A 14,155-nucleotide genomic window follows, 5' to 3' on the forward strand; every position below is an offset into this window, starting at 1 on the left:
CGCCCACACTTATCGACTGTTGATTGTTAAAGATCGTATTCGGTACTGCCTTGCCGCATCCGACGAATCGTTTTGTTCGTCAGCAGCAGAGAAGCGAGATTATGCAGTGTTTCGCAGTGTTCGTCAACTCATCCTTTTCTGCAGTGTGCACTCGGTGTTGAATCTCGACGTGCGCTGCAGAAGCAGGACGCGAACTATAACAAAGCCGCCTGCAGTCTGCAACGCTTGCCCGTATGCTATCTTTGCCGCTTTTATCACTCCCCMCGCCCCCATGCGCCTGCCTTCCATTACCACTACCGCACATCCCGAACTCGCCAGCCGGCTCGACGATGCGATCAATAACAAGACCAAGCCGCTCGGCAGCCTCGGCGCACTGGAAAGTCTGGCAAAGCAGCTCGGCCTGATCCAGCAGACCGTCGCGGTATCGATCGACCGGCCGGCCATCATCGTGTTCGCGGGTGACCACGGCGTGGTCGCCGAAGGCATCTCGGCCTACCCGCAGGACGTGACCTGGCAGATGGTCGAGAACTTCCTCGCCGACGGCGCCGCCATCAATGTGTTCGCGCGCCAGAATAGCGCCTCCTTATATATCGTCGACGCGGGCGTGAATCACGACTTCGGCCTGCGCCCCGGTCTCCTCGACCGCAAAGTCGCCCATGGCACCCGCAACTTCGCGCTCGAACCCGCGATGACGGCCGAACAATGTGCGACGGCGATGGAACATGGCGCGGCCCTGGTGGCTGAGCTGCCGGGCAATGTGGTCGGCTTTGGCGAGATGGGCATCGGGAACACGACCGCCGCCGCCGCGCTGATGCACAAGCTGGCCGGCGTAGCGGTCGCGGATTGCGTCGGCGCCGGCACCGGCCTGTCCCCGCAGGGCGTGCTGCGCAAGCAGCATGTGATCGAAGCGGCCGTCGAGCGCCATGCCGGCGTGAGCGATCCGCTCGGCGTGCTGGCCACTTTCGGCGGCTTCGAAATCGCGATGATGGCCGGCGCCATGCTGCAGGCGGCATCCATGCGCAAGACCCTGCTGATCGACGGCTTCATCGTCAGCTCCGCCCTGCTCGCCGCCAGCCGCATGGCGCCCGCCATCCTCGACTACTGCGTGTTCGCGCACTGCTCCGACGAAGCCGGCCACCGCCGCATGCTGGAGCAGCTGGGCGCCCGTCCGCTGCTGCAGCTGGGGATGCGCCTGGGCGAAGGTACCGGCGCCGCGCTCGCGCTGCCGCTGCTGCACGCGGCCGCCAACTTCCTGAACGAGATGGCGACCTTCTCGTCGGCCAGCGTCAGCGAAAAATCCGCCACCGAATAAAGACACCAAGATGCAGCAGGTCCGCCTCTTCTTCATCGCGCTGCAGTTCTTCACGCGGCTGCCGATTCCATCCTGGGTCGGCTTCGAAGCCAGCTGGTTGCAGCACGCCTCGCGCTACTTCCCGCTGGTCGGCTGCGTGGTCGCGGCCATCGCGGCCGGCGTCTACTTCGCCGCCGCCCTCGTGCTGCCGGCGCCGGTAGCGGCCGTACTGTCGACCGCTGCCTCGATCTACCTGACCGGCGCCTTCCATGAGGACGGCTTCGCCGATACCTGCGACGGCCTGGGCGGCGGCATGACGCGCGAGCGCGTGCTCGAGATCATGAAGGATTCGCGGGTCGGCGCCTACGGTGCGATCGGCATCGTCTGCATGTTGGCCGTCAAGCTGACGGCGCTGGCGATGCTGCCGCCGCGCGTGGCGGTCGGCGCCCTGTTCCTGGCTCACCCGCTGTCGCGCCTGGCCGCCGCCTCGCTGATCTGGAAGCTGGACTATGTGCGCGGCGAAGGCAAGGCCAAGCCGCTGGCCCAGCAGATGAGCAGCACAGAATTCGCGATCGCGACGATCGCCGCCCTGCTGCCGGTGCCGGTCCTGCTGGCGAGCGGCTGGATCGCATCGTCGGCCGTGCTGGCGGCCTTGCTGGCGGCCCTGCTTGCCGCCTTGTGGCTGGGCCGCAAGCTGCACATCCGCCTCGGCGGCTATACCGGCGACTGCCTGGGCGCAGTGCAGCAACTGGCCGAAGCGCTGATCTATGTGGGCGTGCTGGCCACCCTCGGCCATGGCGCCTGGACCTGAGCCGTGAAGCTGCACCTGGTCCGCCATCCGCAGCCGGAGGTCGGCCAGGGCCTGTGCTACGGCGCCAGCGACGTCGCGATCACGCAAGCCGAGCTCGCGCGCGTGCACGCCAGCCTGCGCATGGCCGGCCTGCCCGGGCAGCTGCCGGTGATTGCCAGTCCGCTGCGGCGCTGCGCCGAGCTGGCGCGGCGCTTGCAGCCGCACAGCCTGCGCTTCGATGCGCGCCTGGCCGAGATGGATTTCGGCAGCTGGGAGCTGCAGCCCTGGGACGCGATCCCGCGCGAAGAAGTCGATGCCTGGGCCGCCGACCTGCTCCTCTACCGCCCCGGCGGCGCCGAATGCGTGCTCGATGTCGCCCGCCGCGTGGCCGCCTTCAGCGACGACCTGCGCCAGGCCGGCGATGCCGAAGCGCTGCTGGTCTGCCATGCCGGCACCATCCGTCTCCTGAGCGCCATGCAAGGCGCCGGGAGCCTCGACGAAGCCGCATTGAACGCCGCCCGCAAGCCGCACCGCATCGCTTACGGCGAAGTCGTCACGCTGGAAGTTTGACAACACGGCGGGCTATTCGCCGTATAATGTCGGCGTTTTGGTGCTCGCGCCTGTGTTCTCAGGCGCAGTTAAACGGGAAACACGAAGCTCTTCGAACGAGCCGACGTGTGCTGCCCCCGCAACGGTAAGCAAGTGCCGCGTGATGCGAAAGCTGATGCGGCAACCGTCTTCTCATACCACTGTGCGCAAGCATGGGAAGGTCAGACGGCCACACTTGCCAGCCCGGATACCGGCCAAAAGGTGGAAGCGGCCGGCTTGCCGGCGCTTCTGTTCAATCTGGCCTACGGGGACGTCGGCCGGTTGTCCACGAAAGAAAACATCGTCATGAGCTTTCCCGTTTCACGGCAGGCGGCCGCGCCCCTGCTCGCCCTCACCCTTGCCCTACCTTCGATTTCCGCCCTCGCCGATCCATCGCTCGAGACCGTGGTCGTCACCGCCGCCCGCACGCCCCAGCGCGCCGACGAGGTGATACCCGACGTCACCGTCATCTCCAGCGACGAAGTCGCCCGCGCCGGCGCAGGTTCGGTCGCCGACCTGCTGCGCCGCCAGCGCGGCATCGAGATCGTGCGCAACGGCGGCCCGGGCGCCAGCACCAGCGTCTATCTGCGCGGCGCCAACAGCAACCAGGTCGTGGTCCTGATCGACGGCGTGCGCATCGGCTCCTCGACCACCGGCGCCGCCAGCTGGAATGCGATCCCGCTGTCCTCCATCGACCACATCGAGATCGTCTACGGACCGCTCAGCTCCCTGTACGGTGCCGACGCGATCGGCGGCGTGGTGCAGATCTTCACGAAGAAGAGCGCGGGCACGGCCGCCTTCAGCGCCAGCGCCGGCGGCGGCACCTACGGCACCAGCCAGGTCGACGCCAGCGTGCACGGCTCCACCGGCGGAGACCACAGCGTCAGCTACGCCCTGAGCAGCGCGCGCGAGGATTCGGACGGCTTTTCGAGCACCCGCCCCGGCTCGTCGAGCTACAACAAGGACGACGACGGCTACACCCGCAACAGCGTGAACGGCCGCCTGGCCGTGCAGCTCGCGCCGGGGCATGAAGTGGGCGCGCAATTCCTGAAGAGCCGCCTGCGCGCGCAGTACGACAGCGGCGCCTCCAGCTACGACACCCACAGCGAGCAGGACATCGACAGCTATGCCGTGTTCCTGAACGACCGCATCCTGCCGAACTGGCGCAGCAGCCTGCAGGCCGCCCGCTCGAACGACAGGCTGGGCAGCTTCACCAGCGCGGCCGCCAGCGGCGCCAGCCAGATCGACACGCGCCAGGACGAATACACCTGGCAGAATACCTTCGACCTCGACGGCGATACCCTGCAGGTCCTGTTCGGCCACCGCAAGGAAGAGGTGCTGTCCAGCTCCAGTACGGCCCTGAACCGTTCGCGCATCACCAACTCGGTCGCCGCCGCCTACGATATGCACCACGGCAGCCACCTGCTCGATCTCAGCCTGCGCAACGACCATTCCGTCTACGGCGGCAAGACCACCGGCGCGGCCGGCTATGGCTACGAGTTCAGCAAGGACTTGCGCGCCACCGCCAGCGTCGGCACCAGCTTCCGCGCGCCGACCTACAACGAGCTGTACTACCCGGGTTACGGCCTGCCGACCAACAAGCCGGAACAGGGCCGCAATGCGGAAGTGGGCCTGCGCTGGCAGGTTGCCGGCGCCGAGCTGCAGGCGAACTACTACCGCAACCGCCTGACCGACATGATCGTGACGGTCAACCCCTGCCCGAGCCGCACCGGCAGCTGCGCCTACAATGTCAACCACGCCCTGCTCGAAGGCCTGACGATGTCGGCCGAGACTCGCCTGCACAGCCTCGACCTGCGCGCCAGCGTCGACCTCCAGGATCCGCGCGACGAAACCACCGGCAAGCAGCTGGCGCGCCGTTCGCGCCGCCACGCCAGCCTGACGGCCGGCTACGCGCTCGACCAGTTCGACCTTGGCGCAGAGCTGCAGGCCTCCGGCCGCCGCTTCGACGACGCTGCCAACCTCAATCGCCTGGGTGGCTACGGCCTGCTGAACCTGTACACTACGTGGCGGTTCACGCGCGACTGGTCGGTGCTGCTGCGCCTCGACAATGCGGCGGACAAGCGCTACGACCTGGCGCGCAACTACGGCACGGCCGGACGCAGCTGGTTCGCCGCGCTGCGCTACGGGATCCGTTAATTCACTCATCAAGCCAGCATGCATCCACTCCATCATTCCGCCGCGCGCCGGCGCACCACCATGATCGTCGGCTCGCTCCTGCTTGCCGCCCTTGCCTGCCTGCTGTTCTCCGGCACCACGGGTTCGGTCACGGTCGGGCTGGCGGAACTGCCGGACGCGGTGAACCAGGTGCTTCACGGCCGCCAGGACACGCTGGCGGCTTCGCTGCTGGCGCTGCGCGCCGGCCGTGCGCTGACGGCCTTCGTCACCGGCGGCGCGCTGGCGCTGGCGGGCATCATGATGCAGGCCCTACTGCGCAACCCGCTGGCCGATCCTTATGTACTGGGGATCTCGGCCGGGGCCTCGGTCGGCGCCCTGTTCGCGCTCCTGATGATGTGCGCGGCGGTGGTGGTCGACGGTGCCGCCCTGCTCGGCGCGGTGGCGGTGTCGATGTTGCTGTATCTATTGGCGCGCCGCGACATGCGCGGCGGCGTGGCGGCCGAAGGCGGCACCTCGACCCTGCTGCTGACCGGCGTCATCCTGATGTCGGCGTGCATGGCCCTGGTGACGCTGATGCTGTCGATCGCGCCCGAAGGCGCCCTGCGCAACATGGTGTTCTGGATGATCGGCGACCTGGCCGGCACGCCGCTGCGCGTGCTGCCCTGGGTCGTGCTGGCCGGCGGCCTCGCTTTTGCCCTCCGCAATGCGCGCGCGATGAACGTGCTGGCCCTGCATGCCGATACCGCGCGCACGCTCGGCATCGAAGTCGGCGGGCTGCGCAAGGGCCTGTTCTTCGTCTCCGGCGTGCTGACCGCCAGCGCGGTGACGAACGCGGGTTCGATCGGCTTCGTCGGCCTGATCGTGCCGCATGCCTGCCGCTTCGCCTTCGGCCCGGACCACCGGGTGCTGATTCCCTCGGCCGTGCTGCTGGGCGGCAGCTTCCTGGTGTTGTGCGACACCCTGGCGCGCACCGTGATCGCCCCGACCCAGCTGCCGGTGGGCGCCATCACGGCCCTGATCGGCGCGCCGGTCTTCCTGTATCAACTGCACCAACTGCGCAAATAAGATGATTACTACCGAAGGACTCACGCTGGAGGTGGCCGACCGCACGCTGGTGCGGGACCTCGACTGGGCCGTGCAGGCCGGCGAATGCTGGAGCATCATCGGCCGCAACGGCGCCGGCAAGAGTACCCTGCTGCGCACCGTGGCCGGGCTGCGCGGCGCGAACCAGGGCACGGTAAGACTCGACGGCCGCATGCTGGACGACTGGCCGCTGGAAGAGCTGGCGCGCCAGCGCGCCTACCTCGCGCAGTCGCGCACCGACGCCTTCGCCTACAGCGCGATCGACACCGTGCTGTCGGCGCGCCACCCCTACCATGCGAACCGCTACTGGGAAGGCAGCGACGACCATCAGGCCGCCCTGCGGGCCCTGGCGGCGATGGAAGTCGAGCACCTGGCCCGGCGCGACGTGCGCACCCTGTCCGGCGGCGAGCGCCAGCGCGTCGCGATCGCCGCCCTGCTGGCCCAGGACACGCCCCTGCTACTGCTGGACGAGCCGGCCAATGCGCTCGACCTGGCCCACCAGGTGAGCGTGACCGGCCTGCTCGCGCGGCTGTGCCGGCGCGAGCGCAAGACGGTCGTCATGATCGGCCACGACCTCAACCTGGCCTACGGCATCTCCACCCACGCCCTGCTGCTGCGCGGCGACGGCGGCTGGCTGGCCGGACCGGTCGCGCAGGTGATGCAGCCGGCCCTGCTGGGCGACTACCTCGGCCACCCGATCGAGATGATCGAACACGGCGGCCGCCGCATCTTCATTCCTTTCGAAGACCACCATGAACGACATGACTCCTGAAGACACTGCTTCCGCTACTACGGCGCTGAACGAGCGCCACCGCCAGCGCATGGAGCGCAAGAAGGCCGTCATCGACGCCAAGATCGCGGCCGCCGACAAGAAGATCGGCATCATCATCGTCAATACCGGCAACGGCAAGGGCAAGAGCTCGAGCGCCTTCGGAATGGCGGTGCGCGCGCTGGGCCACGGCATGAAGGTGGGCGTGGTCCAGTTCATCAAGGGCGCGATGTCGACCGGCGAAGAACGTTTTCTCCGCCGCTTTCCCGACGAAGTCAGCTTCCACGCGATGGGCGAAGGCTATACCTGGGAAACCCAGAACCGCGAACGCGACATCGCCAAGGCCGAGGAAGCATGGCAGCAGGCGAAACGCTTCCTGGCCGATCCGGAGGTCGGCCTGGTGGTGCTGGACGAGCTGAACATCGCCCTCAAATACCGCTACCTGGACGTGCACACGGTGATCGCCGACCTGCTCGACCGCCCCGCCATCCAGCACGTGGTGGTGACCGGCCGTGCGGCGCCGCCCGAACTGATCGAAGTGGCCGATACCGTCACCGAGATGAACGTGGTCAAGCACGCCTTCAAGGCGGGCATCGCGGCGCAGGCCGGCACGGAGTGGTGATGGATCATCCCGGCGCACGCATGCTGCTGGTGGCGGCCACCGCTTCCGGCCAGGGCAAGACCACCGTCACCGCCGCCCTCGCGCGCGGCCTGGTTCGCCAGGGCCAGCGCGTACGCGTCTTCAAGTGCGGTCCCGATTTCATCGACCCGATGCTGCTCGAGCGCGCCTGCGGTGCGACCGTGCACACCCTCGATTTGTGGATGGTCGGCCTGCAGGAGTGCCGGCGCCGCCTGGCGGCAGCCGCGCGCGAGGCCGACGTGGTGCTGATCGAAGGCGTGATGGGCCTGTACGACGGCAACCCGTCGGCCGCCGACCTCTCGCGCGCCTTCGACATTCCGGTGCTGGCCGTGATCGACGCTTCCAGCATGGCGCAGACCGCCGGCGCCGTGGTGCAGGGCCTGCGCGACTACGGTCCGGTGCAGATGGCCGGCGTGGTCGCCAACCGCGTGGCCAGCGAAGGCCACCGCCAGATGGTGGCGGCTTCGCTGCGCGGCATTCCGCTGCTGGCGACCTTGCCGAAACAGGCGCGCCGCCTGCCCGAGCGTCACCTGGGCCTGGTGCTGCCTGGCGAAGTCGACGACATCGACGCCATCCTCGACGAGCTGGCCGACCAGCTGCACCTCGACACCGAGGCCTGGCAGGCRCTGACGCCGCGCCTGCCGGAACACGCCGATCCGGAACAAGCGATTCCGCCGCTGCTGGCCGGGAAGACGGTGGCGATCGCGCGCGACGCCGCCTTCTGCTTCATCTATCCCGCCAACCTGGACGTGCTGCGCAGCCTCGGCGCACAACTCCGCTTTTTCTCGCCGCTGGCCGGCGAGCCCGTACCGCCGGGGACGGACGCCGTCTGGCTGCCCGGTGGTTATCCGGAGCTGCATACGGAAGCCCTGTCCCGGGCGGCGCCCTGGCGCGACTCGATCCGCGCCATCCACGCCGCCGGCGTGCCGATCCTGGCGGAGTGCGGCGGCATGATGGCGGTCGCGGAATCGATCACCGACAAGGACGGCCAGTGCTGGGCCATGCCGGCCCTGCTGCCCGGCCGGGTCGTCATGCAGCAGCGCCTGGCCGAGCTCGGGTCGCAGGGAATGCCGACCGCCGCCGGCGAGCTGCGCGGCCACACCTTCCATTACTCGACCATGGACACCGACCTTGAACCGGTCGCGTACACGGTCAAGCAGCCATCGGGCCTGCGCGGCGAAGCGGTGTACCGGCACGGTTCGCTGACGGCTTCCTACTTCCACGGCTTTTTCGCCTCCAATCCCCTGGCCGCGGCCGGCCTGTTCACGCAGGAGACACCATGAGCCGCACCCTCGTCTTCGGCGGCGCCCGTTCCGGCAAAAGCGCTCTGGCCGAGCGCCTGGCGCGCGAATCCGGCAAGGAAGTGGTCTACCTGGCGACCTCGCATGCCGGCGACGCCGAGATGGCGGCGCGCATCGCCCACCATCGCGAACGCCGCCCCGAAGCCTGGCAGACGGTGGAGGAGCCGGCCGCGCTGGCCCGGGCCCYGCGCCGGCTGTGCGCGCCGGACCGCATCGTGCTGGTCGACTGCCTGACCCTGTGGCTCAGCAACCTGATGTTTTCGACGCAGCAGGAAAATCCGGAGGTCGGCAAGGTCGAGCTGCCGCCCCTGTTCACCTGGGAGCGTTCCGACCTGCTGGCCTGGCTGGACGAAGCGCCCGCCGGTGAAGTCATCTTCGTCTCGAACGAAGTCGGCATGGGCATCGTGCCGGTCGGTGCGGTGTCGCGCAGCTTCGTCGACGAAGCCGGGCGCCTGAACCAGGAAGTGGCGGCGCGCTGCGAGCGCGTGCTGTTCGTCGCCGCCGGCCTGCCGCTGGCCCTGAAGGGATCGCCGTGCTGAGCGGAGTGGCGCCGCTCACGCTCGCACTGCTGCTGGCGGCCGGGGTCGCGCTCGACCTGCTGCTGGGCGAAGCGCGGCGCTGGCATCCGCTGGTCGGCTTCGGCCGCCTGGCGCAGTGGCTGGAACGGCGCATGAACAACGGCGGCCGGCGCATCGCCCGCGGAACGCTGGGCTGGGCGCTGGCGGTGCTGCCCCCTAGCTGCATTGCCGCCTGGCTGTGCGCTGCCGAGGGCGCGGCCGGCCTGGCCTGTCACGCGATTCTGCTTTACCTCTGCCTCGGCCTGCGCAGCCTGCGCGACCACACGCTGCCGATCCACGAGGCGCTGACGAGCGGCGACCTGGCGCGCGCACGCTGGCTGACCTCGCGCATCGTCAGCCGCGACACCTCGGATGCGGGCGAAGCCGAGCTGGCCAAGGCCGGCGCCGAATCGCTGCTCGAGAACGGCAACGACGCCGTGTTCGGCACCCTGTTCTGGTTCCTGGTCGGCGGCGGCGCCGGCGCCCTGCTGTTCCGCCTGGCGAACACACTGGACGCGATGTGGGGTTACCGGAATACGCGTTTCAATCGGTTCGGCCGCGTGGCCGCGCGCATCGACGACGCCTTGAACTATGTGCCGGCGCGCCTGACCGCGCTGTCGTATGCGCTGCTGGCGCCCGCCGCCGGCCGCCTGCGCGCGCTGCGCTGCTGGCGCACCCAGGCGCCCGCATGGAGCAGCCCGAACGCGGGCCCGGTGATGGCCAGCGGCGCCGGTGCCCTCGGCATCAGTCTGGGCGGCGCCGCAGTCTATGACGGACAGGTCGAGCAGCGGCCGGTGCTGGGCAGCGGCCCGGCCGCCGCCGCCGGCGATATTCGGCGCGCCTGGCGCCTGGTCTTCCATACCACCCTGCTGTGGACCGTCGCCGCACTCGGCCTMGGCGCCGTCCTCTACCAGATCGGAGCGCCCCGTGCTTGAACACGGCGGCAATCTGCGCGAAGCCCGGCGGCGCTATGGCGGCGAGGACTGGATCGACCTTTCCACCGGCATCAACCCGGCCGGCTATCCGGCGCCGGCGCTGCCGCCCGACGCCTGGCAGCGCCTGCCGGAACCGGATCCGGCGCTCGTCGATGCCGCCTGCGCCTGGTACGGCGCCCATACGCTGCTGCCGGTGGCCGGCACCCAGGCCGCGATCCAGGCCCTGCCGCGCCTGCGCCCGCCGTCGCGGGTGACGGTGGCCGCGCCCTCGTATGCGGAGCATGCCCATCACTGGGCACAGCACGGCCACACCTTGCGCCTGACCGGCTACCCGATGCTCGACGCCGCGGTGAGCAACAGCGACGTGGTCGTGGTCTGCAACCCGAACAATCCGACCGGCGATGTGGTCCCGCCGGACACGCTGCTGCGCTGGGCCGCGGAGCTGGGCGCGCGCGGCGGCTGGCTGGTGGTCGACGAAGCCTTCGGCGACACGGCGCCGGCACTGAGCGTGGCCGCGCATGCCGGCCGACCGGGACTGGTGGTGCTGCGCTCGGTCGGCAAGTTCTTCGGCCTGGCCGGACTGCGGCTGGGTTTCGTGGCGGCCGAGGCGCCGCTGCTGGCGGCGCTGGCGGACCTGCTCGGGCCCTGGACGGTCAGCGGCCCTGCCCAGCAGGTTGCGCTGGCGGCGCTGGGCGACGCGGCGTGGCGGCAGGCGACGCAGGAGCGCCTGGCGCGCGATGGCGCCCGGCTGCGCGGACTGCTCGCGGCCTACGGCATCAAGGCGTCCGGCACGCCGCTGTTTCACTGGTGGGCGGAACGACGCCCCGAGGAATTTCATGAACATATGGCGCGCCACGCGATCTGGGTGCGCCTGTTCCGCCAGGCGGCGCGCGGCATCCGCCTCGGCCTGCCGGCCCGGGAACCGGACTGGCACCGTATCGAACACGCACTTCAAGAATGGAAGCACCGATGAACACTTCGAAAGCACTGATCTTGCTGGCCGCCCTGGCGGCTGGCCAGGTCCAGGCCGCCGTCACCGTCAAGGACGACGACGGCAATACCGTCACCCTGCAGAAGCCGGCCCAGCGCGTGATCTCGCTGGCCCCGCACGTCACCGAACTGCTGTTCGCGGCCGGCGGCGGCAGCCATGTGGTCGGGGTGGTCTCTTACAGCGACTTCCCGGAAGAAGCGAAGAAGATCCCGCAGATCGGCTCCAACCGCGAGGTCGACCTGGAACGCATCATGGCGCTCAAGCCCGACCTGATCGTGGTCTGGCGCCACGGCAGCTCCGAGCGCCAGATCGATATGGTGCGCAAGCTCGGCGTGCCGCTCTACCACAGCGAACCGGTCAAGCTCGAGGACATTCCGGAAAGCCTGGCCAGGCTCGGCCAGCTGATGGGCACCGAGAAAGTGGCCAACCCGGCCGCCGCCGAGCTGCGCCAGCAGCTGGCCAGCCTGCGCAGCCGCTATGCCAGCCGCCCGACGGTGCGGACCTTCTACCAGGTCTGGGACAAGCCGCTCTACACCCTCAGCGGCAAGCACATCGTCAGCGATGCGCTGCGCCTGTGCGGCGGCGAAAACATCTTCGCCAAGCTCCCGGTGACGGCGCCGGTGGTCAGCGTGGAAGGCGTCCTGCAGGAGAATCCGGAAGCGATCTTCGCCACGGCCGAAAAGAACTACGGCGGCGTGAACATGTGGAAGCCTTATGGCACCCTGCTGGCGGTACGCAACGATAACCTGTTCACCATCGACGGCAACCTGCTGAACCGCTCGGGCCCGCGCATGATTCCAGGGGCCGCGATGCTGTGCGAGAAGCTCGAACTGGCGCGCCAGCACCGGACCAAATGAAGCCCTTTCCCTACCGGACCCTGATGATCCAGGGGGCGACCTCCGATGCCGGCAAGAGCACCGTGGTGGCCGCCCTGTGCCGGCTCTTGAAACGATCCGGCGTGAAGGTGGCGCCGTTCAAGCCGCAGAACATGGCGCTCAACAGCGCAGTCACGAAAGACGGCGGCGAGATCGGACGCGCCCAGGCCCTGCAGGCGATCGCCGCCGGCGTCGAGCCGCACACGGATTTCAATCCGGTGCTGTTGAAGCCCTCCAGCGACATCGGCGCCCAGGTCATCATCCACGGCCGCGTGCGTGCCGAGATGAACGCGCGCGACTACCACCAGTACAAGACGGTGGCGATGGGGGCGGTGCTGGAATCGCATGCGAGGCTGCTGTCCCAGTACGAAAGCATCATCGTCGAGGGCGCCGGCAGCCCGGCCGAGATCAACCTGCGCGACCGCGACATCGCCAACATGGGCTTTGCCGAAGCCGTCGACTGCCCGGTGGTGCTGGTGGCCGACATCGACCGCGGCGGCGTGTTCGCCCACATCGTCGGCACCCTGGCTTGCCTGTCCGAGAGCGAGCGCAATCGCATCGCCGGCTTCGTGATCAACCGCTTCCGCGGCGACATCGCGCTGCTCGAGCCGGGCCTCGAATGGCTCGAGCAGCAGACCGGCAAGCCGGTGCTGGCGGTCCTGCCCTATCTGCACGGGCTCTACCTGGATGCGGAAGACGCGGTCCAGGGCGTGACCCGGCGCGAAGGTAAATTCCGCGTGGTGGTACCGAGTACGCCGCGGATGAGCAACCACACCGACTTCGATCCGCTGCGCGCCCACCCCGACGTCGACCTGTGCTTCGTGCGCGAGGGCCAGGCGATTCCGGGCGCCGACCTGATCGTCCTCCCCGGCAGCAAGAACACGCGCGCCGACCTCGCCTGGCTGCAGCGGCAGGGCTGGCAGCAAGCCATCCAGCGTCACCTGCGCTATGGCGGCAAGGTGATCGGCATTTGCGGCGGCTTCCAGATGCTGGGGCGCAGCGTCGACGATCCGGACGGCGTCGAAGGCACGGCGGGCCGATCCGACGCGCTCGGCCTGCTCGACGTGGGCACCGTGCTCACGCGCGACAAACGCCTGGCCAGGGTGAGCGGCCGCTGCGTCTTCGATCCAGCGGCAGCGGGCGCCGCGGTGGAAGGCTACGAAATCCACATGGGCGTGTCGAGCGGCGCCGCACTGGCGCGGCCGGCCTTCGAAATCGACGGCCGCGGCGAAGGCGCATGTTCGGACGACGGCCAGGTCATGGGCAGCTATCTGCACGGGATGTTCGACCATCCCGCCGCCTGCGCCACCCTGCTGCGCTGGGCCGGACTGCACAGCGAACACGCCGTCGACGCCGCAGCCCTGCGCGAAGCCAGCCTGGACCGGATCGCGGATGCGGCTGCCCCCTTGCTTGATAGACTCCTTCTATCATATCGTTAAAATCTATCGATTTTACTGATTAAATGAGAATCGCTATCATTTCCTACACGGTAGAGAACGACAGGAGTTTCCCATGGCAGTGGCACGCAAAGGCAGTCAAGTCATTACCCACCTGGCGATCGGTTTCGCGATCGCCTATGCGGTAACGGGTTCGATGGCCCTGGGCGGACTCGCCGTGCTGATCGAACCGCTGCTGAACGTTCTACTGGTGCCCTTCCATGAAAAAGCCTGGCATCGCTGCCTGCATGGCGTCGGCGGTCAGCGGCGCTACCTGCTGCTCACGGCCGAGAAGTTCAGCCTGGGCGCCATGCACATGGGTGTCGCCTTCGGGGTGCTGTATTACGCAACCGGGTCGACCGCGCTCGGCGGTCTGGCGGCGGTGCTGGAACCGGTTTGCAATGTGATCCTGATGCCGCTGCACGACCGCATGTGGGACAGGCTGCCGTTCGGCCGCAGCCTGCGGGCGGCCTAATCGTCGGCGTCAAGCGAACTCGGGTGGACAAGCACTGCATGCGCTGAAATTTGCCCGGCTCGCGGCTGCGTTTGCGCTTGAATTGGGGAGCGATTGAAAGCGGTTTCAGGGACGCCAGAAAAGCAAAAAGCCCGCTCAAGAATTGAGCGGGCTTCTGCGAATAATTAGCCTGACGATAACCTACTTTCACACTGGTTGCAGCACTATCATCGGCGCAAAGTCGTTTCACGGTCCTGTTCGGGATGGGAAGGGGTGGTACCGACTTGCTATGGTCATCAGGCATGACTT

At 68.4% G+C, this 14,155-nt stretch carries 14 protein-coding genes, 1 rRNA gene and 1 riboswitch; of the genes, 14 read left to right on the forward strand and 1 reads right to left on the reverse strand.

Annotated elements, in window-relative coordinates; genetic code table 11:
• The first annotated feature begins 271 nt into the window (after positions 1-271).
• The 14 genes from cobT to AC1DIX_RS26510 all read left to right on the forward strand — a co-directional run bounded on the left by cobT (position 272) and on the right by AC1DIX_RS26510 (position 13,867).
• A complete protein-coding gene (gene cobT / locus AC1DIX_RS26445; protein ID WP_477328259.1) occupies positions 272-1,312 on the forward strand; it encodes a nicotinate-nucleotide--dimethylbenzimidazole phosphoribosyltransferase in 1,041 nt (346 codons plus the stop codon).
• A gap of 10 nt (positions 1,313-1,322) precedes the next feature.
• Entirely contained in the window at positions 1,323-2,102 is a 780-nt protein-coding gene (locus AC1DIX_RS26450; RefSeq protein WP_442124914.1) for an adenosylcobinamide-GDP ribazoletransferase, read from the forward strand.
• Between the two features lie 3 nt (positions 2,103-2,105).
• Entirely contained in the window at positions 2,106-2,651 is a 546-nt protein-coding gene (locus tag AC1DIX_RS26455) for a histidine phosphatase family protein (protein ID WP_477328260.1), read from the forward strand.
• Positions 2,652-2,672: 21 nt separating this feature from the next.
• Positions 2,673-2,903, forward strand: a riboswitch (cobalamin riboswitch).
• A 72-nt stretch (positions 2,904-2,975) separates the two neighbouring features.
• Positions 2,976-4,826 (forward strand): TonB-dependent receptor plug domain-containing protein, encoded by a 1,851-nt coding sequence (locus AC1DIX_RS26460; RefSeq protein ID WP_477328261.1) that lies wholly within the window; start codon positions 2,976-2,978, stop codon positions 4,824-4,826.
• 18 nt (positions 4,827-4,844) lie between these two features.
• Entirely contained in the window at positions 4,845-5,870 is a 1,026-nt protein-coding gene (locus AC1DIX_RS26465; protein WP_477328262.1) for a FecCD family ABC transporter permease, read from the forward strand.
• Between the two features lies 1 nt (position 5,871).
• Complete coding sequence (locus tag AC1DIX_RS26470) at positions 5,872-6,660, forward strand: ABC transporter ATP-binding protein (RefSeq protein WP_477254326.1); 789 nt, start codon at positions 5,872-5,874, stop codon at positions 6,658-6,660.
• Positions 6,641-7,279 carry a cob(I)yrinic acid a,c-diamide adenosyltransferase gene (gene cobO, locus AC1DIX_RS26475; protein WP_477328263.1) on the forward strand — a complete coding sequence of 213 codons (639 nt, stop codon included), beginning with the start codon at positions 6,641-6,643 and terminating at the stop codon, positions 7,277-7,279. The genes AC1DIX_RS26470 and cobO overlap by 20 nt, the downstream gene beginning before the upstream one ends.
• The gene (locus tag AC1DIX_RS26480; protein ID WP_477328264.1) at positions 7,279-8,580 is read left to right on the forward strand and encodes a cobyrinate a,c-diamide synthase; all 1,302 of its coding nucleotides are present in this window, start codon (positions 7,279-7,281) and stop codon (positions 8,578-8,580) included. The genes cobO and AC1DIX_RS26480 overlap by 1 nt, the downstream gene beginning before the upstream one ends.
• Positions 8,577-9,137 (forward strand): bifunctional adenosylcobinamide kinase/adenosylcobinamide-phosphate guanylyltransferase, encoded by a 561-nt coding sequence (gene cobU / locus AC1DIX_RS26485; protein ID WP_477328265.1) that lies wholly within the window; start codon positions 8,577-8,579, stop codon positions 9,135-9,137. The genes AC1DIX_RS26480 and cobU overlap by 4 nt, the downstream gene beginning before the upstream one ends.
• Positions 9,131-10,090 (forward strand): adenosylcobinamide-phosphate synthase CbiB, encoded by a 960-nt coding sequence (cbiB, locus tag AC1DIX_RS26490; protein ID WP_477328266.1) that lies wholly within the window; start codon positions 9,131-9,133, stop codon positions 10,088-10,090. The genes cobU and cbiB overlap by 7 nt, the downstream gene beginning before the upstream one ends.
• Positions 10,083-11,063, forward strand: coding sequence for a threonine-phosphate decarboxylase CobD (gene cobD / locus AC1DIX_RS26495; protein ID WP_477328267.1), 981 nt, complete (start codon positions 10,083-10,085; stop codon positions 11,061-11,063). The genes cbiB and cobD overlap by 8 nt, the downstream gene beginning before the upstream one ends.
• Positions 11,060-11,938, forward strand: a complete 879-nt coding sequence (locus AC1DIX_RS26500) for a cobalamin-binding protein (protein WP_477328268.1) — start codon at positions 11,060-11,062, stop codon at positions 11,936-11,938. Before cobD ends, AC1DIX_RS26500 begins: the two co-directional genes overlap by 4 nt.
• Positions 11,935-13,395: a cobyric acid synthase gene (locus tag AC1DIX_RS26505; protein WP_477328269.1), complete on the forward strand. Its 1,461-nt coding sequence runs from the start codon at positions 11,935-11,937 to the stop codon at positions 13,393-13,395. Before AC1DIX_RS26500 ends, AC1DIX_RS26505 begins: the two co-directional genes overlap by 4 nt.
• A 73-nt stretch (positions 13,396-13,468) precedes the next feature.
• On the forward strand, positions 13,469-13,867 hold the full coding sequence (locus AC1DIX_RS26510) for a DUF2061 domain-containing protein (RefSeq protein ID WP_477328270.1): 399 nt from the start codon (positions 13,469-13,471) through the stop codon (positions 13,865-13,867).
• 167 nt (positions 13,868-14,034) lie between these two features.
• Here the strand turns inward: AC1DIX_RS26510 and rrf are convergent.
• Positions 14,035-14,147: ribosomal RNA gene (gene rrf, locus AC1DIX_RS26515) — 5S ribosomal RNA — on the reverse strand.
• Between the last annotated feature and the right edge of the window lie 8 nt (positions 14,148-14,155).

This window comes from Massilia sp. 05N420 (genome assembly GCF_056397205.1).

Excerpts from the sequence above, each read along its gene's own strand:
- cobT (WP_477328259.1), top strand. The coding sequence starts at position 272 with ATGCGCCTGCCTTCCATTACCACTACCGCACATCCCGAACTCGCCAGC.
- AC1DIX_RS26470 (WP_477254326.1), top strand. The coding sequence starts at position 5,872 with ATGATTACTACCGAAGGACTCACGCTGGAGGTGGCCGACCGCACGCTG.
- AC1DIX_RS26450 (WP_442124914.1), top strand. The coding sequence starts at position 1,323 with ATGCAGCAGGTCCGCCTCTTCTTCATCGCGCTGCAGTTCTTCACGCGG.
- AC1DIX_RS26460 (WP_477328261.1), top strand. The coding sequence starts at position 2,976 with ATGAGCTTTCCCGTTTCACGGCAGGCGGCCGCGCCCCTGCTCGCCCTC.
- AC1DIX_RS26505 (WP_477328269.1), top strand. The coding sequence starts at position 11,935 with ATGAAGCCCTTTCCCTACCGGACCCTGATGATCCAGGGGGCGACCTCC.
- AC1DIX_RS26500 (WP_477328268.1), top strand. The coding sequence starts at position 11,060 with ATGAACACTTCGAAAGCACTGATCTTGCTGGCCGCCCTGGCGGCTGGC.
- cobO (WP_477328263.1), top strand. The coding sequence starts at position 6,641 with ATGAACGACATGACTCCTGAAGACACTGCTTCCGCTACTACGGCGCTG.
- AC1DIX_RS26510 (WP_477328270.1), top strand. The coding sequence starts at position 13,469 with ATGGCAGTGGCACGCAAAGGCAGTCAAGTCATTACCCACCTGGCGATC.
- AC1DIX_RS26465 (WP_477328262.1), top strand. The coding sequence starts at position 4,845 with ATGCATCCACTCCATCATTCCGCCGCGCGCCGGCGCACCACCATGATC.